21 protein-coding genes are annotated in these 23,968 nt (G+C 60.6%); 19 read left to right on the top strand and 2 right to left on the bottom strand.

Annotation, left to right across the window (positions count from 1 at the left end):
- The first annotated feature begins 1 nt into the window (after position 1).
- The 14 genes from DDZ17_RS13105 to DDZ17_RS13040 all read left to right on the top strand — a co-directional run bounded on the left by DDZ17_RS13105 (position 2) and on the right by DDZ17_RS13040 (position 15,518).
- On the top strand, positions 2-1,207 hold the full coding sequence (locus DDZ17_RS13105; RefSeq protein ID WP_116367413.1) for a type II secretion system F family protein: 1,206 nt from the start codon (positions 2-4) through the stop codon (positions 1,205-1,207).
- Between the two features lie 63 nt (positions 1,208-1,270).
- Entirely contained in the window at positions 1,271-1,705 is a 435-nt protein-coding gene (gene gspG, locus DDZ17_RS13100; protein ID WP_116367412.1) for a type II secretion system major pseudopilin GspG, read from the top strand.
- Positions 1,706-1,751: 46 nt separating this feature from the next.
- Positions 1,752-2,204, top strand: a complete 453-nt coding sequence (locus DDZ17_RS13095) for a pilus assembly FimT family protein (RefSeq protein WP_116367411.1) — start codon at positions 1,752-1,754, stop codon at positions 2,202-2,204.
- A gap of 22 nt (positions 2,205-2,226) precedes the next feature.
- Positions 2,227-2,604, top strand: a complete 378-nt coding sequence (locus DDZ17_RS13090; RefSeq protein WP_170150212.1) for a type II secretion system protein — start codon at positions 2,227-2,229, stop codon at positions 2,602-2,604.
- Positions 2,601-3,218: a prepilin-type N-terminal cleavage/methylation domain-containing protein gene (locus DDZ17_RS13085; protein WP_116367409.1), complete on the top strand. Its 618-nt coding sequence runs from the start codon at positions 2,601-2,603 to the stop codon at positions 3,216-3,218. Before DDZ17_RS13090 ends, DDZ17_RS13085 begins: the two co-directional genes overlap by 4 nt.
- Before the next feature lie 65 nt (positions 3,219-3,283).
- On the top strand, positions 3,284-4,066 hold the full coding sequence (locus DDZ17_RS13080) for a general secretion pathway protein GspK (RefSeq protein WP_157976633.1): 783 nt from the start codon (positions 3,284-3,286) through the stop codon (positions 4,064-4,066).
- A gap of 28 nt (positions 4,067-4,094) precedes the next feature.
- Complete coding sequence (locus tag DDZ17_RS13075) at positions 4,095-5,114, top strand: PilN domain-containing protein (RefSeq protein ID WP_116367407.1); 1,020 nt, start codon at positions 4,095-4,097, stop codon at positions 5,112-5,114.
- Positions 5,111-5,674 carry a type II secretion system protein GspM gene (gene gspM / locus DDZ17_RS13070; protein ID WP_116367406.1) on the top strand — a complete coding sequence of 188 codons (564 nt, stop codon included), beginning with the start codon at positions 5,111-5,113 and terminating at the stop codon, positions 5,672-5,674. The genes DDZ17_RS13075 and gspM overlap by 4 nt, the downstream gene beginning before the upstream one ends.
- The gene (locus DDZ17_RS13065) at positions 5,671-6,333 is read left to right on the top strand and encodes a type II secretion system protein N (protein ID WP_116367405.1); all 663 of its coding nucleotides are present in this window, start codon (positions 5,671-5,673) and stop codon (positions 6,331-6,333) included. Before gspM ends, DDZ17_RS13065 begins: the two co-directional genes overlap by 4 nt.
- Positions 6,334-6,369: 36 nt before the next feature.
- On the top strand, positions 6,370-8,604 hold the full coding sequence (gene gspD, locus DDZ17_RS13060) for a type II secretion system secretin GspD (protein WP_241505880.1): 2,235 nt from the start codon (positions 6,370-6,372) through the stop codon (positions 8,602-8,604).
- 89 nt (positions 8,605-8,693) lie between these two features.
- A complete protein-coding gene (locus DDZ17_RS13055; protein WP_206613545.1) occupies positions 8,694-9,167 on the top strand; it encodes a hypothetical protein in 474 nt (157 codons plus the stop codon).
- 94 nt (positions 9,168-9,261) lie between these two features.
- A complete protein-coding gene (locus DDZ17_RS13050) occupies positions 9,262-10,872 on the top strand; it encodes a hypothetical protein (RefSeq protein ID WP_116367404.1) in 1,611 nt (536 codons plus the stop codon).
- A gap of 187 nt (positions 10,873-11,059) precedes the next feature.
- Positions 11,060-11,995, top strand: a complete 936-nt coding sequence (locus DDZ17_RS13045) for a peptidylprolyl isomerase (protein ID WP_116367403.1) — start codon at positions 11,060-11,062, stop codon at positions 11,993-11,995.
- 82 nt (positions 11,996-12,077) lie between these two features.
- Positions 12,078-15,518, top strand: coding sequence for a glycosyltransferase (locus DDZ17_RS13040; protein WP_116367402.1), 3,441 nt, complete (start codon positions 12,078-12,080; stop codon positions 15,516-15,518).
- Between the two features lie 69 nt (positions 15,519-15,587).
- On the opposite strand, the gene DDZ17_RS13035 is transcribed toward DDZ17_RS13040, so the two are convergent.
- Positions 15,588-16,355, bottom strand: a complete 768-nt coding sequence (locus tag DDZ17_RS13035) for a sulfotransferase family 2 domain-containing protein (protein ID WP_157976632.1) — start codon at positions 16,353-16,355, stop codon at positions 15,588-15,590.
- A gap of 186 nt (positions 16,356-16,541) precedes the next feature.
- Between DDZ17_RS13035 and DDZ17_RS13030 the strand changes: the two genes are divergently transcribed.
- Positions 16,542-18,911 carry a sulfatase-like hydrolase/transferase gene (locus tag DDZ17_RS13030; RefSeq protein ID WP_157976631.1) on the top strand — a complete coding sequence of 790 codons (2,370 nt, stop codon included), beginning with the start codon at positions 16,542-16,544 and terminating at the stop codon, positions 18,909-18,911.
- Positions 18,912-18,986: 75 nt separating this feature from the next.
- Positions 18,987-19,685 carry a sulfotransferase family protein gene (locus DDZ17_RS13025; protein WP_116367399.1) on the top strand — a complete coding sequence of 233 codons (699 nt, stop codon included), beginning with the start codon at positions 18,987-18,989 and terminating at the stop codon, positions 19,683-19,685.
- A gap of 3 nt (positions 19,686-19,688) precedes the next feature.
- On the opposite strand, the gene DDZ17_RS13020 is transcribed toward DDZ17_RS13025, so the two are convergent.
- Positions 19,689-20,555, bottom strand: coding sequence for a sulfotransferase (locus DDZ17_RS13020; RefSeq protein WP_116367398.1), 867 nt, complete (start codon positions 20,553-20,555; stop codon positions 19,689-19,691).
- 161 nt (positions 20,556-20,716) lie between these two features.
- Here DDZ17_RS13020 and DDZ17_RS13015 point away from each other — a divergent pair, with 161 nt between their 5' ends.
- From DDZ17_RS13015 to DDZ17_RS13005, 3 genes are all read left to right on the top strand, one after another.
- Entirely contained in the window at positions 20,717-21,976 is a 1,260-nt protein-coding gene (locus tag DDZ17_RS13015; RefSeq protein WP_116367397.1) for an AmpG family muropeptide MFS transporter, read from the top strand.
- Between the two features lie 139 nt (positions 21,977-22,115).
- Entirely contained in the window at positions 22,116-22,892 is a 777-nt protein-coding gene (locus DDZ17_RS13010) for a sulfotransferase (RefSeq protein WP_157976630.1), read from the top strand.
- Positions 22,886-23,908, top strand: a complete 1,023-nt coding sequence (locus DDZ17_RS13005) for a glycosyltransferase family A protein (protein WP_116367395.1) — start codon at positions 22,886-22,888, stop codon at positions 23,906-23,908. The genes DDZ17_RS13010 and DDZ17_RS13005 overlap by 7 nt, the downstream gene beginning before the upstream one ends.
- Positions 23,909-23,968 lie beyond the last annotated feature (60 nt).

The following is a 23,968-nucleotide window of genomic DNA, read 5'->3' as shown; positions in this document are numbered from 1 at the left end:
CATGCCGCATTTTGTGTACAAGGCCATAGGCCGCGACGGTAAGGCCACCGAAGGCGGCATCGAGGCCGACGGCCTGGAAATCGCCTCTCGCCAGTTGCGCAGCCAGGGGCTGACCCTGCTCAAGCTGGAGCCGGGCATGGCCGCGGCCAACAGCGCCAGAGCTAGCGGCAAGGGCCCCGGGCGGCAGGACGTGCTGTCCATGACAACCGAGCTGGCGGTGCTATTGCGCGCCGGCCTGCCGCTGGATCGGGCCCTGAAGGTGCTGATCGACATGGCCGCCGAGCCAGCCATGAACGGCCTGCTGAATGACCTGCTCAAGGATGTGAAAGGCGGCAAGTCCCTGAGCCAGGCGCTGGTGCCCCACGATAAAGTGTTCGGCTCCTTCTATATCAACATGGTGCGCTCCGGCGAGGCCAGTGGCCACCTGTCATCCGTGCTGGATCGGCTGGTGGAATACCTGGAGAACGCCAAGGCCAATCGTGACGCGGTGGTGTCCGCGCTGATCTACCCCGCCATCCTGCTGGTGGTATCGGTGCTGTCCATCTTTGTCATGCTGGGTTTTGTAGTACCCCAGTTCGAGAGCCTGTTCGAGGACATGGGCGACGCCCTGCCCGCCCTCACCCAGATGGTGATTGCCGGGGCGGACTTTGTGAAGAACTGGGGCTGGCTGCTGGCCCTGCTGGCGATTGGCCTTGGGTTTTACCTGCGCAACTGGCTGCGCAGCGACGCCGGGAGGGCCAGCTTGCACCGCAGCATGCTCAAGCTGCCGGTGGTGGGTGGGATCGTTTTCGAATTTGAAGTGTCCAAATTCGCCCGCACCGTTGGCACGCTGGTGGGCAACGGGGTGTCGCTGCTGAAGGCCATCTCCATCGCCATCGATACTGTCGACAACACGGTGATCAAAGAATCCCTGCAGGTGCTGCCGCCGGCCGTCAAGGCCGGCAAGCGCATGTCGGTCGCACTGGACGAAACCGGCATGTTTACCCCGATGGTCATCCAGATGACCCGCGTGGGCGAGGAATCCGGCAGCCTCGACAAGATGATGCTGGAACTGGCGAAGGTGTTTGACGACCACGTACAGTCCGGCGTAAAACGCGGCCTGACCCTGCTGGAGCCGGTGCTGATCCTTGGCATGGGAGCCATCATCGCGGTGATTATCATCGCTATTTTGATGGGCATCCTGTCGGTGAACGACCTGGCGGCCTAGCGCTATTACTCATCCCGCGCTGGCGGGCATCCAATTTCAGAGTCTTCCGCGAGGAACACAACTATGAAGCAACCCCTGAATCGACAGCGCCGCCAACGCGGCTTCACCCTGATGGAACTGCTGGTGGTGCTCGCCATCCTCGGCTTGCTGATGAGCCTGGTTGGCCCCCGCGTGCTCAACCAGCTCGGCGGCGCCAAGTCCAAAACCGCCGGCATCCAGATCAAGGACCTGGAGCAGTCGCTGGAGATGTACAAGCTGGATGTGGGGCGCTTCCCCTCCAATGCCGAAGGGCTCAACGCCCTGGTGCGCAAGCCGGCGGGCGCCGCCGGCTGGAACGGCCCCTATCTGAAATCCAAGGAAGTGCCGCTGGACCCTTGGAATCGTGAGTACAACTACAAATACCCCGGCGAACATGCCGAGATGGATATTTTCACCTACGGCCAGAACGGCGTGCCCGGTGGCGAAGGTGAAGACAGCGATGTTGGCAACTGGCGCTGAGCAGTGCTTTGCGCCGCGCGGCCGCTGGAGCGTTGCCTGAGTGAGTATGTGCCGGCGGGCAACCAGCGGCTTTACCCTGCTGGAACTGGTGGTGGCGCTGGCCATTGCCGGCCTGCTGATGGCGCTGGTGGTGCCGGCGGCGGGCCGCATGTACACCGGCATGCAGTACCGCGAGGGTATTCGCGAGGCCATGACGGTGTTGACCGCCGCCCGGGTGAAGGCAGTGACCTCCGGCAAACCCCAGGATGTGGAAGTCCGCCCCGACAAACGCAGCCTCTCCTTTGATGGCAAAACCCACACACTGCCTGCGGGTGTCCGCATGGCGGTGCATTCTGCCCGCGAGCTGAACCGCCAGGGTACCGGCATTATTCGCTTTTATCCCGAGGGCGGTGCCTCTGGCGGTGGCATCGATATCGAGTCGGCGCGTGGTGATGGCATCAGCGTCAAGGTGGACTGGCTGACCGGGGCTGTCAGCCAGGCACGCTATGCAGCCAACTGAACATCAATGCCCTAAGCGCCGCATGCAGGGCGGCTTTTCACTGCTTGAAATGGTGGTCGCCATTGCGATCCTCGGGGTGGCCCTGGGGGCCTTGTACCAGGCCGCGGGTGGCGCGTCCCGTAACATCCGCACCGATGAGCGCTACGCCTTTGGCGTGGAGTTGGCGCAGTCGCTGCTGGCGGATGTGTCCCAGGTGCCGGATCGCGGCTACAGCAATGGCGGAACCACCGAGGGTGGCTTTTTGTGGTGGGTGGAAGCCACGCCGCTACCGGCGCAGGCCAAGGGGTTGGCGCCGGGCGCTTTGCAGGAAGTTGAAGTCATGGTCGCCTGGCAGGATGGTCGCCACCGGCGAGAGGTGCGCCTGCACTCCATTGTCGAGGGAGTGAAAACCCGGCGATGATGGCTCGAATACGCCAACCCGCCCACCCGCGTGGCTTCACCCTGGTTGAAGTGGTCGTCGCGCTGTCGATTCTTTCCATGATCATGCTGGCAACCGTCACCGCATTGCGAACCTTCGGGCGCACTCAGTCTTCGCTGCAAAAAGTCACCGAGCGGGTTGATGAGGTTCGCCTGGGCAGCAGCCTGTTGCGCGATTTGGTGGAGTCCGCGGTGGTTGGCGTAGAAGGCGGCAATGGCCTGGGGCTTGGCGGTTCCAGCGGCGGTTCCGGGCGCTCCCTTATGCGCGGTGGCAGCGGCATCGTCATGTGGCGGGCAACGGTGCTCTTTGGCGAGAGCTACGGTGGCAAGTTCATCCTGCGCCTGGGTCGCGCCGACGATGAGCTGGTGCTCGCCTGGTCGGAAGAAAACGAATTGCCGGAGGACATCGACTGGAGCCGGGCGCCCAGCAAAACGGTGATCAACGGCGTGCAGGATTTTGCCATCGCCTATCGCGCCGAGTTCGGTGAGCCCTGGGTCAACGAATGGGATGACGATGCCACGCCGGTGCTGGTGCGCTTTCGCGTTAAAACCCGTGATCGCTACTGGCCGGATATCGTCATCAGGGTGCCAGGCTGATGCGGCGGGAATTTTATCGGTGTTGCAGTCGTCAACATGCACGTCAGGCCGGTGTGGCGCTGGCCATGGTAGTGTGGTTTCTGGCAGCAATGTCGCTGCTGGTGGCGGGCATTGTGCACCAGGGGCGTATCGACAGCCGCCTGGCGCAGGCGCACTTGGCGCGGGCCAAGGTGAACGCAGCCGGCGATGGCGCCGCGCAATTGATGATGGCCCAGTTCACCCGTGCCCAGGACGCCCGTCCGGAAGGGGCGGCGCGCGTCATGCGCTCCACATTCCACCTGGGTGATGTGGATGTCGAGGTTACACTGACACCGGCGTCTGGCCTGATCGATATCTACAGTGCGCCGCCCCAACTGCTGGCCCAGCTGTTCGCCCACCGCGGCAAGCTGCCGATGGGCGAGGCACAACGGCTGGCACACAATGTGGTACAGTTGCGCACGCCTGTAAATCGCGGTGACGGGCCGGTTTTGACCCGCATGAGCACGCAGGAAGACATGCTGAAAGTGCCCGGTTTCAACCGGGTTTTGCTGGACGCGCTGCGCGATGACATCCGCGCCGTTTCCGGTGGAAGCGGGTTCAACTGGTCGGCGGCGCCGGACGATTTGTTGAACGCGGTGCAGGGTGCCAACCAGCAACAGGTTGACCGGGTGATGGCCCGGCGAGCAGAAAGCGGAGACATGGGAGCCGGGGCGCAGAACGACAACCATTACCGGGTGGATGCAGTGGTGCATTACGGTGGCCGCTCCTGGCTGCGTCGGCGCTGGGCGACGCTGTCCGGTGCGCCGGGTTCCAGCCTTGGCTGGCAGTTCCTGCGCACAGAAAGCCCCCGGGTAGTTGCCCAACGTTGAACAGATTCAGGGACACAGACGCAGCGACATGCTAGACGCAAGCCAGAAATGGCAGCTATTCGGTTTTGATGTCAGGGAAATCGGCAAATACTGGCAGCACGCCTGGGCCGAGTTTCTCTGGGGCGATCGCTCACCCGTGCGCTCACATCTGGACGAACTGGTGCGCCTGCAGGGGCCGGATGGCGAACGCTACTTTCACGGGGGAGTGCAGGTCGACCCGGGGCGGGCCGACTATTGCGAGGCCATCCAGCTGCCGGCGGACCTGGTGCTTAGCCGCGCATTGCGATTGCCGCTGGCTGCCGAGGCGGACATCAATGCCGTCATGCAGATAGAAGTGGCATCCTGCAGCCCCTTCCCGGCGGCTGACACCGCCGCCGGCTGGACGGTGCAATCGCGCGAGGATTCGGCGTTAAAAGTGCAGCTGGCCATCGCATCGCTGAGCGCCACCATGACCTACCTTGGCAGCCACTACGACATTCACAAGGTGGATGAAGTCGAGGTCTGGGCCGATGGACCGGAGCGCCCCATCGTGCTGCGCGGCTTTGGTGAAGGGCTGCGTCTGCAGCGTTACAAGCGGCGTTTGCAGCGCATCGGGCTTATGCTCGGCGGCTGTGTTGTGCTGGTGCTGGCCATGTTGCTGGTTGCCGCGGGGGGCAAGTATCTGGAGTTGCGTCGCGTGCAGGCCCAGGCGGAGGCCCTGCAGGTGGATGCCGCTACCGCGCAGCAAATCCGCGGTGAGCTGCAGTCGGCGAACGAAACGGCGGGCAAGATGAACGAAGTGCTGGCCCAGTTCCCCAACCCCCACTTTGAGCTGGCGCGCATTACCGCGCTGCTGGGTGACGATGCCTATGTCACCCAGTTCACCATGCGTGGGTCGGAAATCCGCCTGCGTGGCCGCGCCACCGACGCCGCTGGCGTCATGCAGAGCCTGAGTGCCGTGGAGGCCTTTGCCGAAGTGTCTTCGCCAGCGGCCATCACGCGGCTGGGCAACACGGGCCAGGAACAGTTCACCATCAATATTAAATTGCGTCCGGGAGCCGCCGGATGAATTGGTTCAGGGACAACCGCCGGGACAGTGCCTTTGTTGCATTGACCGTTGCAGTGCCGGTCTTGCTGGTGCTTTATCTGGTGTTCCAACTGCTTGGCCTGCGCGGCGGCTACCAGGACGAAATCGACGACCTGGAGCCGCGCGTGGCCCGCCTGGAAGGCTTGCGCCAGCGCGAGGTGGATTTACAGCAGTCGCTCTCGGCGGTTGATGGCAAGGTCACCAATCTGGTTTATCCCGGTGAGCGCGACCGCGCGTCGGTTGCCGCAACCATGCAGAAAGACGTGCGCGAAATTCTCATTGATGCCGGGCTCAGCGTGGCCAACAGCCAGATTCTGCCAGATGACAGTGAAGAAGGCTTCGAAGAGATCCGCCTGGACGTCACCGTTTCCGGCAACCTGCCCGCGCTTGATGCCGCCCTCGCCGGGCTCGGTGCCTATCGCCCGCGCCTGATGATTGAATCGCTGGATATCTGGCCTGAACGTGCCACCCGTCGCAATAGCGACCCCGGGCAGACAGTGACCGCCGGTATGCAGTTGATGGCCCTGAAGGTGCGCTCGTGACCCTGCTGGATCGTTATCGCGAAACCGCTGAGCCCCTGCGCACCGAACGCCGGGTGGAGTTGGTGGGCCTGGTGCTGGCGGGCCTGTTATTGCTGCAGGTGCTTTGGGTTCTGCTGCGGGCCGTGCTGCCGTCGACCATCGACCCGGTGTACCCGGCCTCATCGTCGTTGCAGGTGGCGGATATCCTCGCGTTGAACAGCGTCGGCCAAAACGAGAGCGCGGAAATTCGCACCCGGCCGTTGTTCTGGGCTGCCCGCAGGCCCCAGGAAGAAGTACCCATTGAAGAGGAAGCCCCGGAACCGAAAAAAGCCGGGGGCCTGCCCGGCATCAAGCTGCTGGGTGTGTTCGGCAGCGGCGACCACCAGGGCATCATCGCCGTGGTCAAGGGCAAGCAGCAGCGCCTGTTGCTGGGCGATGACGTCTCCGGCTGGAGCCTGGGTGCCATTGAGCCGGACCGGGCGGTATTCGAAAGCGGGGGGCGCCGCGAAGAAGTGCCCCTGAAGCGGAACATGACCATAACGGCCGAAGCGGTGAACCCATCCGGGGGCAGCGCAGCCAACCCTGCAGCAGAGCCCGCCGCGCCCGCCGGAAAATCCCCAAAACCGGCCCCCGAGGCCCCGGCAACCCTGGGGCTTGGTGGCAGGGCGGTAACGAAATAATAGCCGGCGCATCAAGCGCAGGTACTGGACCAGGATATGAAACAGACGCAAACCAAGGGATTCCTCATGCTGCGTAATGCCGCATCACTCGTGGTGCTATCTTTCGTTGTGACTGCCTGTGCGGAAATGCCCACGGAAAAGCCAGTGGTGGAAGTGCGCACCAGTAGCCAGGCCGAACCGGCCGCCGCCGGCGAGCCGGCTGCGGATGCGCGACCAACTGAGCAGTCAGCCTCTGAACGGGACCGGGTGGAGCCCGTCATTTACAAGGGAACGGACCGGCAGGTCCGGATGCCGGAAGCACCCGACCCGGTGCGCCTGGTGGGCAAGGATGTCAGCCTGAACTTTGAGGAGGCGCCCCTCGCCGAGGTGGTGCACGCGGTGCTCAGCGACATCCTCAACATGGACTACATCATCGACCACCCCGTGCAGGGCAAGGTGACCCTGCGCACCCGGACTCCCATCCCGCGGGACCAACTGCTGACCGTGTTGGAATCCCTGCTGCAGGCCAATAACGTACTCATGGTGCGCGGCAGCGATGGCCGGCTGGTGATCACCGGCTCCCAGCAGGCGCGAAAAATGAACCCCAGCGTGTCCGGGCCCGGCGCCCGGGGCGCGGGGTACACCACCACCATCATTCCCCTGCGCTACATCAGTGCCGCGAACATGGCGGAAATCCTGAAGCCGGTGGCAGACGAATCGGCCTTCCTGCGGGTGGACAACTCCCGCAACCTGCTGATGATGGCAGGAACCCAGGCGCAGCTGAGCGGCTGGATGGACATGATTAACACCTTCGACGTGGACCTGTTGAAAGGCATGTCGGTGGGCCTGTTCCCGCTGGAGCACAGCGGTGTTGAAAATACCGCAGAGGTGCTCAACGGCATGCTGGGGGGCGCCACCGCCGGCGGTGGTGGCGGTGGAGAAGGCGGTGGTGATTTTGGCCAGCTGGTGAAAATCATACCCATCAAGCGGCTGAACAGCCTGCTGGTGGTGACCCCGCGGGCGCACTACCTGGACACCGTGCAAACCTGGATCGACCGCCTGGATGCGGCCCCCGACGCAAACTTTGCCAAAAAGCTCTACGTGTATCCGGTGCAGAACACCACGGCAAGCCGGCTGGCGGAGCTGCTGAACAGCATCTACAGCGGCGGCAGTGGCAGCAAGTCCACCAGCAGTGGCACTGCCTCGACAGGCCAGGGCAGCGGCGGGGTGGCGCCCGGGATGAACATCGAGTCCATTGGCTCATCCTCCCGCGGTGGCTCCGGCAGCAGCGGCGGCAACGCCCCTGCCAGTTTCACCAACACCGATCAGCTGGGCGCTGGCGTGTCGGCCATGAACGTTGGCGAGGCCCTCGGCGATGAAGAATCCCCCATCGAAGATGTGCGCGTGGTGGCGGACGATGAAAACAACAGCCTGATGATCTACGCCTCCGGCAAGCAGTACGAGTTGATAAAAGAGGCGTTGCAGCAACTGGATGTGGTGGCCACCCAGGTCATTATTGAAGCCAGCATTCTGGAGGTCAGCCTCACGGAAGGTCTGGAATACGGTCTAGAATGGACCTTCAAAAATGGTATAGGCAATAGCTACAGCGGTTCCGGGCAGCTGGCTGGCGCCCTGTCCGGGCCGGCTGCGAAAGCCGGGTTTTCCTACTCTATTACCAACAGCTTGGGTGATATATCCGCCGTACTCAACGCGCTGGCCCGGGATTCGCTGATCAATGTGATATCGACCCCTTCGGTCATGGTGCTAGACAATCAAACCGCCTATATCCATGTGGGTAACCAGGTCCCGGTGCGCACCAGTCGCTACGGCAGCGTTGCCGGCAACAGCGACTCAATCATCGAGAACATTGATTATCGTGATACCGGTGTGAAACTTACGGTGCGGCCGTCGGTTAATGCGGGGCGACTGGTGACCATGGATATCGCCCAGTCGGTCACAGACCTAGGCGAAATCGATGACGCCACCAACCAGCGCTCATTTCTTGAGCGCAATATCCAGAGCCGGGTGGCAGTGCGTTCCGACCAGGCCGTGGTGCTGGGTGGCCTCATTCAGGATAATGCCGCCCGCACTAATTCAGGCGTTCCGATCCTGAAGGACATTCCCGGCCTGGGCGCCTTGTTCAGCAGCACTGACAATGAGAGTCGTCGCACCGAACTGATCGTCATCATCACCCCGAGAGTGATTGAGAGTGAAAGCGAGCTTCAGGAAGTCAGTGCGGAAATGCGCTCTAGACTGCGCAATATGGAACTGATCGACGTTTCGCCCAACTAACTAGCGCAGTGGGCGGGCAGGCTTGTGTGTGGTAAGTCAGCGCGTATAATCCGCCCGCTTTTCCGTCATTGAATTGGTTAAGAATCTGTATGTTGCAGAAAATGAAAGGACTGTTCGCCGGTGCCCTGGCGGTTGCCGCCTTCGCACTGGCAGTGGGCTGCAGTAATAAAGAAGGCAGTGAAGAGGGCGCCGCCGAGCGCGACGCGCTTGCGCCAGCCCAGGAGGAAGCGCTGGTGCAGCGGGTGACCGGGCGCTGGGCGGCACTGTCTGCACTTAACTATGATCAGGCCTGGGAGTACTCCTCACCTGCCTATCGAAAAATATTCCCTAAACGACTGTTTGTGCGAAATTTTTCCTATGTCGTGGAAAGAGAGTTGACAGGCGTTCAAGTCCTTAACTATGATGCCGGAGCAGCTGTGGCGAGTGTGTCGGTCAGGGTCATGTCCAGGCCGACCAAGACAACCTCAGAGGCTTCCCGGGCGCTCGGTGCGCTGCCGGTTACCATCCTGGAGAAGTGGATTCTTGAAGATGGTGAGTGGTGGTACAGCGTGAGCGGCAGGTAGGCTTTATGGTTGACAGCTAGCTGCAGTTAGCAATAATAGCGCTAGCAATCTGTACTTTTGGTTGTGACGTAAAACACATTAGGAGTCTCCTCTTATGAAAGCTTCATTCAAGCCCTTGGGTCTTGCAGCTGCTGTTGCCGCCGCGTCCGCTGGCTACACCGGTGTTGCACAAGCGACCGTTGCCAGCAACCAGCTCGGCGACCTCGCTCTGATCCCTTATTACACTGTGGAAAACGGTTTTGTAACCGGTGTTCACATCACCAACACCAGCGAAGTCACCCAGGTGGTCAAGCTGCGTATGCGTCGTGCCATGGACTCCATGGACGCCCTCGACTTCAACCTGATCCTCTCTCCGAAAGATGAGTGGACCGGCTGGATCGACGCGACTCAACTGGACGAAGATTCTCCGACCGAAATCGCGTTCAACACCAACGACAACAGCTGTACTGCTCCGCAGTCTCCCAACGGCCGTTTCGTAATGCCTGACGACATGACCGACTCCACCACCGTTGACTTCCGTACCGGTGCTGAAGAAGGTTACATCGAAGTTATCGCCATGGGTCAGACCGACGGCCTGCAGCCGATCGATACTGCTGCCCTGCACGGCAGCGATGGTGTGCCGTTTGACTGTAACGCGGTTGCTTCTAACTTCTACCGCGCGACTGCCTACGACAACGCCGGCACTGTAACGCCTGACCTGAAACAGAACGGTGTTGTTGCTACTAACACCACCCACCAGTGTAAGGGTGATACCACCACTGGTCTGGCTCCGGAAAACTGCGGCAATGGTGCTGTTGTTCCGAACACCTTTGTTGATTCTGAAAACGCTCTGAAAGTGTCCTACTTTGTACGTGACGCCGAAGGCGGTCTGGAAATGGGCAGCAACGCTGTTCACATCCAGGACTTCAACACTGTGCCGACTCTGACCAACCAGCAAACCATTCTGGCTGGCACCTTTGACCCCATGGGTTACCTGTTCCCCGACCTGGACGGTGGTTCTCCCTACGTTCCGGCTGGCGACGTTGTAAACCGTGGCCTGTTCGACACTGTGGTTCGTCCTGACCTGGGCGCCCAGATGATCGTTAACGACTGGTCCACCAATCCGGCCTCTAACGTGCGCACTGACTGGGTTGTTACCTTCCCTGGCCAGTACACCATGTTGAACCTGTTCGACTACATCCGGGCCCTGCCTGATGTGACTGCGACCACAGACTCCACTGGCGTATGTACTTTCGCCAGCCTGTGTGACTACCGCGATATCCCGGTTAACGTTGAGCTGACCGTATACGATCGCGAAGAGCAGAGCTTCACTCCGGCCGAAGGTGGCCTGGTTGTGTCTCCGTCCGTAAGCGCGACTCCGGAAGGCTTTGTGCTGCGTAACGAAGTGAACGTGGTTCAATGGGCCTCCGCTGGTGTGACTCCTGACCCGGTTCTGGACAGCAACTACGCGGTAACCAACACTGTTCAACTGGCTAACGCCGTTAACGGTTGGGCCGAGCTGGATGTAACTGCTGATCCTGCGAAAGGTGGTGCTCAGTCCGTATTCCAGTACGGTACTGATCCCAACAGCGCTACCTTCGATCCGGTTACCGACGTAGCTCAGGTTCCGATGATCGGCTTCACCGCATGGGAACGTTCTTTCCCGTCCAACCCGGACGCGAACTACGGTCGCATCATCGATCACAGCTTCGTGGTATCTTCCTGATGCCCTTCCCGGTCTAACAACCGGGAGCTGTAACAAAATAGCCGACGCCCTTGTGGCGTCGGCTTTTTTATATCTACTGCCTTCATTCGAAGCAGTATCGCTTTAACCCCACCAGATGAGAACTTAGCAGCGATAGATGGCTCTAATGCGTGTTATTGTTGCCTGATTTGCACCGGAGATTCTAAGCGTGAGCAAGCTAGCCAGCCTTTTCCTTTTGGGCCTTATTGTGTCAGTTACTGTACCGGCTTCTGCGGAAGATAAGTCGCAGAAGGAGAGTGACAGCAACATCGTTGTCAGCGACGATGGTGTCTCCATTAGCGAGAATGAACTCCGCTATGTGATACAGAACTGGACACCAGAACTGCGCAAATCTGCAGCCACCGATGGAGGCGATCGGATCGAACTCCTCAACCAGGTACTGGCAATCAAGAAGATTGCAGCCCAGGCCGACGACCTGACCCCCGAAGCCGATGGCGATGTTTACTGGGACTTGGAGATGCGCCTGCGCCAGGCCAAGCAGGTTTATATGGTCAAGCACTTCATGGCAACACTGGAAGTGCCCGATATGACGGAACTGTCCAAAGAGCGCTATGAAACAGAGAAGCGTAAATATGCGCATGTACTGGAGCAGCGCAGTTCCTCTCACATCCTGATTCGTTGCGATCCCCGCAATTGCAATGGTGAGAAGGAAGAGAAGCGCGCCCAGGAAGCCCTCGCCAAACTGAAAGCCGGTGAGAAATTTGAAGAACTGGCCAAAGAGTACTCCGAAGACCCCGGTTCAAAGAGCAAGGGTGGCAAGTTTGATGCCTGGCTGAACCGTGAAACCACCAATGTTGATGGCGCCTACCTGAAATCAGTGTTCCTGCTCGATGAGCCCGGGGACTATACCGATGTCGTGCGCAGTCAGTTTGGCTTCCATATCATTCGTCTCGACGAAATCAAGCCGGCCTATGACAGGCCCTACGACGAGGTGAAGGACAGAATAATTGCGGCGCTGGAGAACGAGTACAAACAACTCACCGTTAAAGCCTACGATGACAACTTCCGCTTCACGGACGAGGTGTATATCGACAACGAAACGGTCGACAAACTACTGGAACCCTACCTCTCCGAAAAAGAATAAAGGCGACACAGGTGCAGGCTGCAAGTTGCGCAGCCTGCGCCTGTCGTACCTGCTATCCCCGGCGCACGGCTGATATGTGTTGATGAGTAATATTGTAGTACTGGGAATGCACCGTTCCGGCACCTCTATGGTCGCCGGATCGTTAGCGCAGAATGGATTCTATGTCGGTGAGCCCGACGAACAGCTTGCGCCGCAGGAGGGTGAAAACCCCCTTGGCTTTTTTGAGCGGACGGATGTGGTCAACCTGCATGACCGGATGCTGTCTGACGCTGGTGGAAGCTGGTTTTCCCCCCCTGACCGGCTGCCGGCTTCAGGGGCCTATGAAGGTGATCAAAAGGACATTCTGGCTCGCCTGACGCCCCAGCCCTGGCTCGTGAAAGACCCGCGCATGGTGCTGCTTTGGCCGGCCTGGGAGCCCTTGCTGGAGCACAGCATTGCCCTGTATGTGTACCGTAATCCGCGCGATGTGGCTGTGTCTCTGCATCGGCGCAATGGCTTCCCCTTGGCGTTTGGCCTGGCACTGTGGGAACGCTACAACCGCGATGCCATCACCTTCAGTGCGCGCCTGCCCCATGCCTGCGTGAGCTTTGATGCCATCCAGCGGGACCCGCAGGCAGAGATGTCGCGTTTGTTTGCCCGGTTGAATGCGCTGGGTGCACCTTGCGAGTTAAAGAGCCTGGGCTTCAGTGCATCATTGCCCAATAGCCAAAGCCAGCTTGCCAGTGCCGCTGATGCGCTGATGACACCTTGCCAGCGAGAGTTGGAGGCCTATTGCGAAGCCATCTGTGTAAGTGGCGCACTGGATGGCCCTTCGCTGCCAGAGTCGGACCCAATGGCGCACAGCCGGCTGCAAGACATGGCGAGCGCCTTCGGCAGCCTGGCTATGTTGCGGGAGACAGAGGCGCGGCTAGCGGAAGAGCGAGCGCTATCCCGGGAGCGCACCAGCGAGCGGGATACTTCCCTGGAGCAGTTGAAGCGGTTGGAGGCCGATTATCGCTCCCTGGATAAGGCCCATAAGGCGGAAGTCGGTTCGCACCGGCAGTTGCAGGCGGATCACAGTGGCCTGGCAGCTGAACACCAGCGGGAACTGGATGCGCACGACCAGCTTCGCAAGGACCACCAGGCTCTGCAGGATAAGGCCAACCACTTGTTCCACGAGCTGACCGAGTCCGCGCGATACCTGCTGGAGTATGAAACCTCCCGATTGGCCGCCATCAGCCGAACGGTGACCAGCAGCTACAAATGGCTGACCCGGCGCCGGGCAGAAGTCACCAGCTACGATATCGCCCTCACCCGCGCCCGTGACCATTTCCAGACCTTCAGCATGGAAATTCCGCGGCGCGATGAAGGCAAGCTGGGCCAGCTGTGGAATATCGTGGCATACATGGCGCGACATCCGGTGTCGTCTTTGCGCAGCTTCAGTTTCCACCGTCTGCGGCGGGGTCTGCAGATGCTGTTTTCATCAAACCCCGATGATTTTGCGGTGTGGGTTGGCTCCCGTTTTCCCGGCTACGTGCCAGAGGCCTATGAGTTCGATCTCGGCAGCCTGAGTGCGGAGCTGGACACTCTTGAGCTGGTGTTTCCCGCCGAGGCTGCGCCGCGCGTATCGATCGTCATACCGGTCTACAACGAATACCGGATGACGGTGCATTGCCTGGAATCGGTGTTGAAGAACAGCGGCGACGCAGTGTCCTACGAGGTCATCGTTGCCGACGATGGCTCTACCGACCTCACCGCGTCCATAGAGCAGCGCATCGGCAACATCACCGTTGTGCGTGGTGAGGAAAACCTCGGCTTTCTTGGCAACTGCAATCGCGCTGCCAGCCAGGCGCGCGGCGAGATGCTGCTGTTCCTGAACAATGACACAGCGGTTCTTGAGGGCTGGCTGGAAACGCTTGTGCGGTTGATGGACGAGGATTCCCACATTGGCATCACCGGTCCCAAGCTCCTGTACCCTAATGGCAAGCTACAGGAGGCCGGCGGGATTGTATGGCGTGACGCCTCTGCCTGGAATTTCGGCAAGCTCGATAGTGCGGACAAGCCCGCCTATAACTATGTCAAAGATGTCGATTATATATCGGGCGCTTGCCTGCTGATTCGCAGTGCGCTCTGGCAGCAGCTCGGCGGCTTTGATGCGCGCTACACGCCTGCCTATTACGAAGACACTGATATTGCCTTTGCGGTGCGCGATCTAGGGTATCGCGTGGTCTACCAGCCGGCGTCCCGGGTGATTCACTTTGAGGGTGTCAGCAATGGCACTGATCTGGGCGAAGGCCTTAAACAGTACCAAGTGCGTAACCGCGAGGTTTTCCGCGACAAGTGGCGAAGCCAACTCGACGCTTTTCATTTCGAGAATGCAGAACATGTGTTCTGGGCGCGGGATCGCTCCCGCCGCCAGCGCAGCGTCCTGATCATTGATCACTACGTTCCGCATTACGACAAAGATGCTGGCTCGCGCTCAACCTTTATGTACGTCCGTGAAATGGTGGCGATGGGCTACAAGGTGATATTCCTTGGGGCCAACTTCTTCCCCCATGAGCCCTATACCGAAGCGCTGCAGCAGTTGGGTGTGGAGGTGCTGGTGGGCGAGGCAATGGCCCGGGGGCTCGACCGCTGGCTGGCCGAGCATGCCGCCTATATCGACACCGTTTACCTGCACCGCCCGCATGTGGCCGAGCAATTTCTGCCCCACCTCGACAAGTTGTCGCCGCGGCCTCCAATCGTGTTTTTCGGGCACGACCTGCACTACTTGCGCACCCAGCGTGAAGGTGCGTTGCAGGGTGCCGATGCCCTGGAGAAAGAGGCGGCCAAGTGGCATGACCGTGAGTTTGCCGTCTTCGAGAAGGTGGACAAGGTCTACTACCCCTCAACGGTGGAGGTCGAAGCTATTCGTGCGGAGCGCCCCGCATTGAACGTGAGTGCCATCCCTCTCTACGCAATAGAGCCTGTCGAGGTGCAGTATGAGTACACCGAGCGGAGCGGGATCCTGTTTGTTGGCGGTTTCAATCACCCGCCAAATGTTGATGCAGCCTGTTGGTTTGTGCAGGACATACTGCCCCTGGTGCGCGCCCGGTGCCCGCACGTTGAGTTTCATATTGTGGGCTCCAATGCGCCCGAGCGGGTGGAGGCATTGGCATCGCAGGCGGGCGTGACGATGCATGGCTTTTTGAGTGACGAGGACCTGGAGGCGCTCTATGGCAGCATCCGCCAGGTAGTGGTGCCCCTGCGCTTTGGCGCTGGTGTCAAAGGCAAGGTACTGGATGCGCTTGCCCGGCAGGTTCCGGTGGTAACCACCGCCGTGGGTGCAGAGGGGATTCCGCAGGCGGATGAGGTGCTGTACATCGCCGATACGGCGGCGGATATTGCTGAGGCGGTGATCAGCCTGGAATCGGGCATTGAGAATGCCTCGGAGAAGTTGCAGCGCATCCCCGCCTGGCTGGACGAGCGCTATTCCGCGCGGGCCGTTCAGGCCATTCTGCGCAGGGATTTTGGCGAGCCGCTCAGGGAGGCTGGGGCGGCCTGATTTGGTCGCCCGTCTTGGCAGTTCTGATTTAGGGGCTCTGATTTAGCGGCCCTGATTCAAGGGCCTGGACTAGAGATAGCGGTCTTCAAAGGCCATCAGCGCCAGGCGGTACAGGCGCTGGTCAATCGCTGTTCTGCGTTGAATGCCTGCCAGCGATTCTTCACTCAACGTAAAGTCGGTGGGCTTGTTGCGCGAGCGGTTGACCTCGATCGTGGCGAGGTTGCTATCAACGGCAAGGGCATCGGCCATGCCCTGTAGCGATGTTTCCATGCGCTCGGTAATGCCGTAGAAGGGCAGGTTTAGCAGCAGCCGCTCGGCGATGGGCAGCAATTCACGGTCACTTTTGCCGGCGTAATCACACGACAGCCCCCGTACTAGATAGCGTGTCTGGAAGTTATCAAACAGGTGGGCGTGTTCATACTCGAAGAATGCTTCCAGCGGATTCTCATTGACGAACTGGTGAATTTGCTGCGCCAGCGCCTTGTCCTTGCAGATCCGGGTTGTATACGTAAACGTTGGATCGATCTTCAGGTGAAAGTAGGTGGATACGTAGTGCTCCACCGGGTCACGCAGGAAGGTCAGGATAAATGTCGGCTGCTTGGCCAGTCGCCGGCTGTAAACGTCGTGCGTAAAGTGGCCGTGCAAAAAGCGAGCACGTTGAAAAATCTGGTTTGGGTGTTTGCGAGCGGCGTTGACCTGCTCGTGGGTCAGTATCTGCTCTTCCGGGAACAGCGGCTGCAAAATCCTGGCGACCGAGGTGCCGGCCGTTTTCGGGATGTGCAAAAAGAAGACAAAATCGTCCTCGGAGCAGGTGTCTGGGTAGGTTTTGCGCGTCATGGTATTGCTTGCTGAAAGTCGTGGCGGAGTATATAGCAAGCCACCCCTGCCTGCCATTGCGGTGCGCCTGCTTGTAACATTACTGACATAAAAATGAAATGTCGGTATAGTCGCGCGATGGTCTGGTGTCCCCTGCTTGGGCTCTGTGCGGCGCTGGTTTTCCTTCGGGGCAAACCAGTCACACGCATGGAGTCGATTGTCGTTGCAAGCGTCTTTTCCCTGCTCATTACGCTGACCGGCGTTTACCTAACCGCCGATTACTTCACCGGGCAGGGCGTGGACCGTTCGGTGCTGTTTCATCTTCAGGCGGGTTTTTCTGGCGCCGGCTGGCGTGAATACCTGCCCGCCATGGCAATGGCCACGGTGGGCGTTGTGCTGGCCATCTGGCTGCCCTGGCTGCTGTGCAGACATGTTCTGGTGGTAGGTTCAGCGCGCTCTGCCAGGCACCTGGTGCTGGTGTTATTGCTGCCGCTACTGCTTGCCGTTCACCCAACCACATTGCAGGTGCTCGAACTGTATGGGGTGGCGTTACCGCTTGGCATCGGCAGCGAGCAGGACGATGGTGCGTCGGTAGCGGCGGGGCAGGCTGAAACTGCGCCGTTGGAGCAGTTTTTCGTCACACCCGGTAATCTGGAGGCTCAGGGCCGCCCCCTCAAGAATCTGGTATTTATCTACCTGGAGAGCTTTGAGCGCACCTATTTCGACGAGGCGCTGTTTCCTGGCCTTGCCCCCAACCTGAAGGCGCTTGAAAAGCAAAGCCTGCACTTTACCGATATCCGGAGCTTTGAAGGCGCCGGCTTTACGATTGGTGGCATGGTGGCCAGTCAGTGTGGCCTGCCCCTGATCAGCCCCGGGCCTAACTCCATGAACGGCATGGATCAGTTTTTGCCCGGGGTAACATGCCTTGGTGATTTGCTGGCCAATGCGGGATACCGGACGGCCTTCCTGGGCGGTGCCTCACTGGAATTTGCCGGCAAGGGCAAGTTCTACCATTCCCACGGCTTTGATTCGGTGGAGGGCCTGACTGAACTGAAAGCCACGCTACCCGATCCGGATTATCTGTCTTATTGGGGGCTGTACGACGATACGCTGTTTGGCCATGTCACCAAGCGCTACGAAACCATGGCGGCGGGCAGGGAACCCTTCGCCTTGTTTGCGCTGACACTGGATACCCACCATCCCAATGGCCACCCGTCGGCCTCCTGCCAAGGCCAGTATGGTGATGGCAGCAACCCCATCCTGAATGCGGTGCACTGCTCGGATCAGTTGGTGGCGCAATTTATCCAGCGCATCCGTCGTTCGCCGGCTTTTGCCAATACCCTGCTGGTTGTGGCTTCTGATCATGTAGCGCTCAGAAATACAGCTACCGACCTGCTAAAGCAGGGTGAGCGGCGCAACCTGCTGATGCTGTTCGACGGTGCCCAGGAACTGGCCGGGGCCCATGATGTGCCGGCTTCCACCTTTGACACCGGGCCGACGGTTCTGCATGCCCTGGGTTGGCCCGACATGAAACTCGGACTGGGTCGGGATCTGCTCGCCTCCGGCGCCAGGGAGAACTTTCGGCTGGCGGTGCTGAACCCCAGGCAGCAGATCCGGGCCTGGCGTGAGCCGCTGGATGCCTTGTGGCAGTTCCCCTCCGCCAGCGGCGGGGTCACAGTGGATGCCGGCAGCGGGCATGTGGCCATTGATGGGCGCGAATTTCTGCTGCCGATGCTGATGCATTTCGACAGCGAGGGAGAGATCGAGACCCTGCAGTTCGAGTTTGATACCCGCGAAACACTGGTTGACCGCCTGGGGGAAAAAGACATCGGCGATCTGGTCGGTTGGGTGGATGACTGCGAGCGGATGAAAATCCTCGATGGATCCGCCCCAACAGGCGACTACTGTGCTTTCTTTGGCAAAATCGGGGCAAAGGCAGTCGCCGTTGCTGCCCTTCAGGAGCCGTTTGAGGTCAGCGCGCATCACCTGCAGGCGCTGGCCGAGGCGCCGGTGTCAGAGCGCGCTGGGGCACTGCGGCAAAGACGCCTCGCCAACTACCTCCAATACGGCGCGGCGGATATTGCAACGCACCGGGATGCGCAGGCTGAGTCCGGCGTGCGCTATCCGCTGACGATTCGCTCCTTCACTGGCCCCGGCACCGCGTCGCTACTGATTTCGAAACGGGATCGCATGCGTTTGCCGCGCGGCATTAACCTTGTGGCCATCGATCACGATGCACGCTTTACCCTGCTGAAAACCCTGGATGGCTGTGCGGAGCTCTCCGATGAAGTGATGGTGAGCGCAGGTGACCTCGCATTGGCGGGCGATGCGGCGGCCCATGCCCTGGTGGTTTCGGATTCGGCCATTTGTACTGACCGTGCCCTAACCAGGCATTTTCCGGACTTCCCGCTGGCGGAGCTTGCCGAGGTGGGTGTTCGGGTACCCTATGTGGCCTATGCCACCGCCAATTCGCCGGCCTGGCGGGAGTGGGTTGGCTTTGCTGGCAGCCATCTTATTGTGAAGCTGCGGGCCTCGCCGGCCGCTTCGCTGGCTGGCCGCGCGACCAGCGATCAATAGTCGGTTGCCGAGCACCGCAGGCGGGGGTGTGATTCTGCTACACTTCGCGGCGATTTTTACTGTCAGGCGCGCGGGATGCTGATTTCTGTACACCTCCCTAAAACCGCTGGTTCCAGCTTTCATGAGGCGCTGCGAGAGGCTTACGGCGACCAGCTTTACGCCGACTATGGGGATCAGCCGTTGAACACGCCGCAGTGGCCGCTTCGCCTGGGGGCGGTGGCATTCGCCATGACAGCCCCCCTGAAGCCTGCACTGCGCAAACACGTCGCCTGCGTTCATGGTCATTTCCTGCCGCTGAAATACGCAACGCTGTCTGTCGGTCGAACGGTGCAGTATGTCACCTGGCTGCGCGACCCGCTGGATCGGCTGCTGTCGCATTACCACTACTGGCGCGATACGCCGATGCCCCCGCATGCCGGCCCGGTGCGTCGCCAGTTCGAGGCCGAACAATGGTCGCTGGAGGCTTTCTGCCTGGCTCCGTCGCTGCGTAATCTTTACAGCCGTTTCCTGTGGGGCTTCCCGCTGAAAAGGTTTGATTTTGTCGGCATTACCGAGCACTACGAAGAGGATCTCGACGAGTTGTCCGAACGCCTGCTACACCGGAATTTACCCCACCTTCGGCACAATGTGACGCCGCAGCGCGCTAATCAGGCGCCGCGGGAGCTGCTGTCACCGGGGCTGATAGAGAGCGTGCGAACGTTGCATGGTCGGGATTTTGCGCTGTACGAAGAGGCCCTGGCAATGCGCGCCCACCGCCGGGCGGCGCGGGGGTAACGCTCAGTCCGAAAAGCCCATGTCCTGCAGTGTGGCGATATCGTCGTGGCGGGTGGCAAAGCGGGGCTCCCGCTTGTGGCGGCCGATGGAGCTGGGGGTTTTGATGCGCTGGCGCAGGGTGTCGAGTTCGTCGTGCCCTGGGTCAATGTCCAGAAAGTCACAAAGCCGGGCAAGCTGCTCGTCGGGCTCGATGCACAGCTGGTCGAAGTTAAGCAGCAGGAAGCGCGGACCCATGTCCCGGCCAAGCGCCATCACTCGCCGATGGGCTTCGGCCCAGTAGCGGAAGGAGTCTTCCGCCGACTCGGGCTGGTAGTTAAGGCCCAGCAGGGCGCGGCCCCACAAAAATAGCTGGTGCTGGTTTTCGCTGTAGGCCATGTCGAGCCCGTTGCGAACAACATGGATGTAGCGCAGCCCTGGTATGCGCTGGTTCAGCATGTCCAGAAAGATGTGGGTGTTGGGTTCCTTCCAGCCCCAGCGGTCGCTGGCGGCCTCGGGCGACTCCACCGATTGCACCAGGCGCCGGGCGCGCTCCAGCAGCCAGTCTCGCGGGTGGGTGGGGCGGGATGTGGCGGTCAGGCTCGCCAGGTAGTCAATATCCACAGCCCCGGCTTGCAACTGGCCCCGGGCTGCCGCCAGGAACAGGGCCAGTGCCTTGTCGATTTCCGCAGGGTGGCGCTCTGGTGGCCACAGCTCCAGCCGCTTTAGCAGCAGGGTGAATGTCAGGTTGTCGAAGGACTCATTCAGGTCGTTCCCCAAATCGTAGCCCAGGCGCAACAACAGCTCTGCCACCAGCCGCGTGCCGCTACCGCCCACGCCGCCTACAGCAACCGGGGGAGGGGAGAGCCAGCTATCGCTAGAACCGGTATACATCACACTCAGCTTCTATCAGAATGGTTGTTGGTTTGTTGCCTTTATAGTGACGGGGCAGCCAAAGGTATTGTTCCCGGCGGGGCAAGCACGGTCGGGGCGTAGTTTACATGACTGGCAGTGGCGATGCCCCTGCCTGAGCACATTTGCGGGAACCCCGATCTATGCCGCCATCGCAGTCCGGCTGGCGCGCCGCCATCTTCAACCGGCGTATTCTCGCTTGCGTCTTCATCGGCCTGGCCTCCGGCATGCCCCTGTATGTGCTCTACCAGCTGGTGCCAGCCTGGCTGCGTGACGAGGGGGTATCCCTTACCGAAATCGGCCTGTTCTCCCTGGTGGGCATTCCCTACACCTGGAAGTTTCTCTGGGCTCCGTTTATGGATCGCTACCGGCCGCCCTTGCTGGGGCGCTTGGGGCGCCGGCGTGGTTGGATGCTGGCCACCCAACTGGCCCTGCTGGTGTCGATCGGTGGGCTGGGGGTCTTCCAGCCGCAGTCTTCTACCCTGGTGATCGCCTGGGTGGCTTTTGCGGTTGCCCTGTTCAGCGCCAGCCAGGATATCGTTCTGGATGCCTTCCGGCGGGAGATCCTGCCGGATGAAGAGCTCGGTCTGGGCAATGCGGTGCACGTGCAGGCCTATCGGATATCCAGTTTGGTGCCGGGGTCGCTGTCCCTGATTCTGGCGGACCAGATGCCCTGGGGCAGTGTTTTCTGGATCACCGCCGCCTTTATGCTGGTGGGCGTTGGCATGACATTGGTCGTGCGCGAGCCCGCTTCGGAGGTGCCGATGGCCCGGGGCCTGGCAGACACGGTGGTGGCACCGTTTCGCGAGTACCTGTCTCGCAAGGGCTGGCAGGCCCTGCTGGCGGTGCTGGCCTTTATGTTCCTGTACAAACTGGGGGACAACATGGCCACGGCGCTGGCGACGCCGTTCTACCTTGATATGGGCTTCACCAAGACAGAAATCGGGCTCGTGGCCAAGCACGCGGCCCTGTGGCCGGCCATTGCCGGCGGCCTGTTGGGCGGGGTGTTGATGATTCACCTGGGCATCAACCGCAGCCTTTGGGTGTTCGGGGTGGTGCAGATGGTTAGCATCCTCGGCTTTGCGGTGCTGGCCGCCAGCGAACCGCACCTGTGGCTGCTGGCCATGGTCATCGCCTTTGAATACCTCGGGGTCGGGCTGGGGACAGCGGCCTTTACCGCCTATATCGCCCGCGAAACCAGCCGCGCTTACGCCGCGACCCAGTTTGCCCTGTTTACCGCCCTGGCCGCGCTGCCACGTACCTTTGCCAATGCCAGCACCGGGGCGATTGTGGAGGAGACGGGCTGGGTGGCGTTCTTTTTGCTTTGCGCAGTGCTGGCCTTGCCGGGGATGTTGATGCTGCTGTGGGTGGCGCCCTGGCGAGCAGCCGACACCACCAAATGAGGCGTTTAATCTCCGGTTAGCCATGGTATATACTGGCCAAACTTGGCATTTTTCCAGCAATTTTGTGCAATTTGGCTGACAGGTATTGAAAAATAATTACGATGCCCACCGACACTCTCCGAATGCCTTCGCCTAGCCCATGAACCAGGCAGTGGGGGCGGAATCTTATCTCGACCAGACTGTAGACCAAACCGGCGCGTTGGCAACTGGCCCCGCGCGCTTGGTGGCCATTCTGGGTATGCACCGCAGTGGCACCAGTTGCCTCACCGGCTCCCTGCAGGGAGCCGGTCTGTTCCTGGGGGAATGCCATACCTGGAACCCGTACAACCGCAAGGGCAATCGCGAGAATCAGGCCTTTGTCGATTTCCACGATGCCGTTCTGCGCGATAACCAGGGTAGCTGGGATAACCCACCGGCGCGCCCTGTCTGGAGTGAGGCGCATCAGGCAGCCGCCCGTGCTCTGCTGGCGGCGCATGCAGACGCCGGGGTTCTCGGCTTTAAGGACCCCAGAGCACTGCTGCTGATTGACGGTTGGCGGGCTGTATATCCCCGGCTTGAAGTGGTGGGCATATTTCGCCACCCGGAAGCCGTCGCGCGCTCGTTGCACCACCGCAGCGAAATGCCGCGGGAGCAAGCCCTGGCGCTGTGGTATCACTACAACCGCGCGCTGCTGGCGCAGTATCGCCGCTATCGCTTCCCTATCTTGTGCTTTGACCGGGAGAGCGCAGCCTTTCAGCAGGATGCGACCGCCCTGGCTGAGTGGTTGCGTCTGCCAGACCAACCGAAAGCGTCCGACTTCTACGAAGCATCATTAAAACAATTTTCTGAAGAACAGCGGGCCAGCTTGCCCTGGCGAGTGAAGTGGCTGTACTGGCAGCTACAGCGGGCGAGCGGAAAGGGGGTGTCCAAGTGTTGAGAAAACTGCTGCAGCGGGCCGATCACGGGGGCGAGTCGCTGGTCATTGCCCCGCCTGTGCTGAGTATCGTGGTCATTGTGTACGACATGGCAGAGCAGGCGGAAAAGACCGTGCGCTCACTGCTGCTGGATTACCAGCGAGGGGTGCGGGCACGGGATTACGAAGTCATTATCGTCGAGAACGAATCCGCCCGACCCATGGCAGAGGCATTCACACGCAACTTGCCCGCCAACTTCCGCTATTTCTACCGCAAAAACGCCGAGTGCAGCCCGGCCACCGCGATTAATTTTGGCGCTCGCCGGGCCCGTGGCGAACATATTTGCGTCATGATTGATGGCGCCCGCATGCTGACCCCCGGCGTGGTGCGCAACCTGCTGCTTGGCCACCAGCTGTCACCGCGGAGTGTGGTGTCTGTGCCGGGCTATCACCTTGGCGCTGAGTTACAGCAGTTGGCAGTGAACAGCGGTTACGGCAATGCCGAGGAAGCGCGCCTGTTGTCGTCCATCGACTGGCCGCTGGATGGCTACCGCCTGTTTGATATCAGCTGTTTTAGCGGGTCCAGCGCTCCGGGCTTTTTTCTGCCCAACAGCGAAAGCAACTGCATCAGCCTGCCGCGCAACCTGTGGCAAGAATTGCAGGGCTTTGATGAGCAGTTCGACCTGAGCGGTGGCGGCCTGATCAACCTGGATTTCTACAAACGTGCCTGTGAACTGCCCGGGGTTACTCATGTGGTATGCATTGGCGAAGGCACCTTCCACCAGTTTCACGGCGGCGTGACCACCGGCGGCCAGGCGGCAGAAAAACGGGCTGCCTACATTGACGAGGCCAAAGCCCAGTACCGGAAGCTGCGCGGGGCGGAATTTGAAAGCCCGCACACCGAGCCCGTGTTCCTGGGTGAAATTTCCGTCAATGCCATGCGCTTTGTGCAGCAGTCCATGGCGCGTGTGGATTGTTCACAGGCTCGCGTGGCGCAGGAAGCTGGCGTAACGCCCCTGGTGAGGGTGGCTGACGCTTAGACCAAGACCAAGACCAAGACCAAGACCAAGACCAGGCCCAAGACCAAACCAATAGATTGT

It is taken from the genome of Parahaliea mediterranea, from assembly GCF_003402235.1.
Classification (GTDB): Bacteria; Pseudomonadota; Gammaproteobacteria; order Pseudomonadales; family Halieaceae; genus Parahaliea; species Parahaliea mediterranea.
Note: the sequence above shows the minus strand (reverse complement) of the source record. Positions and strands in the feature narration are given on the sequence as shown.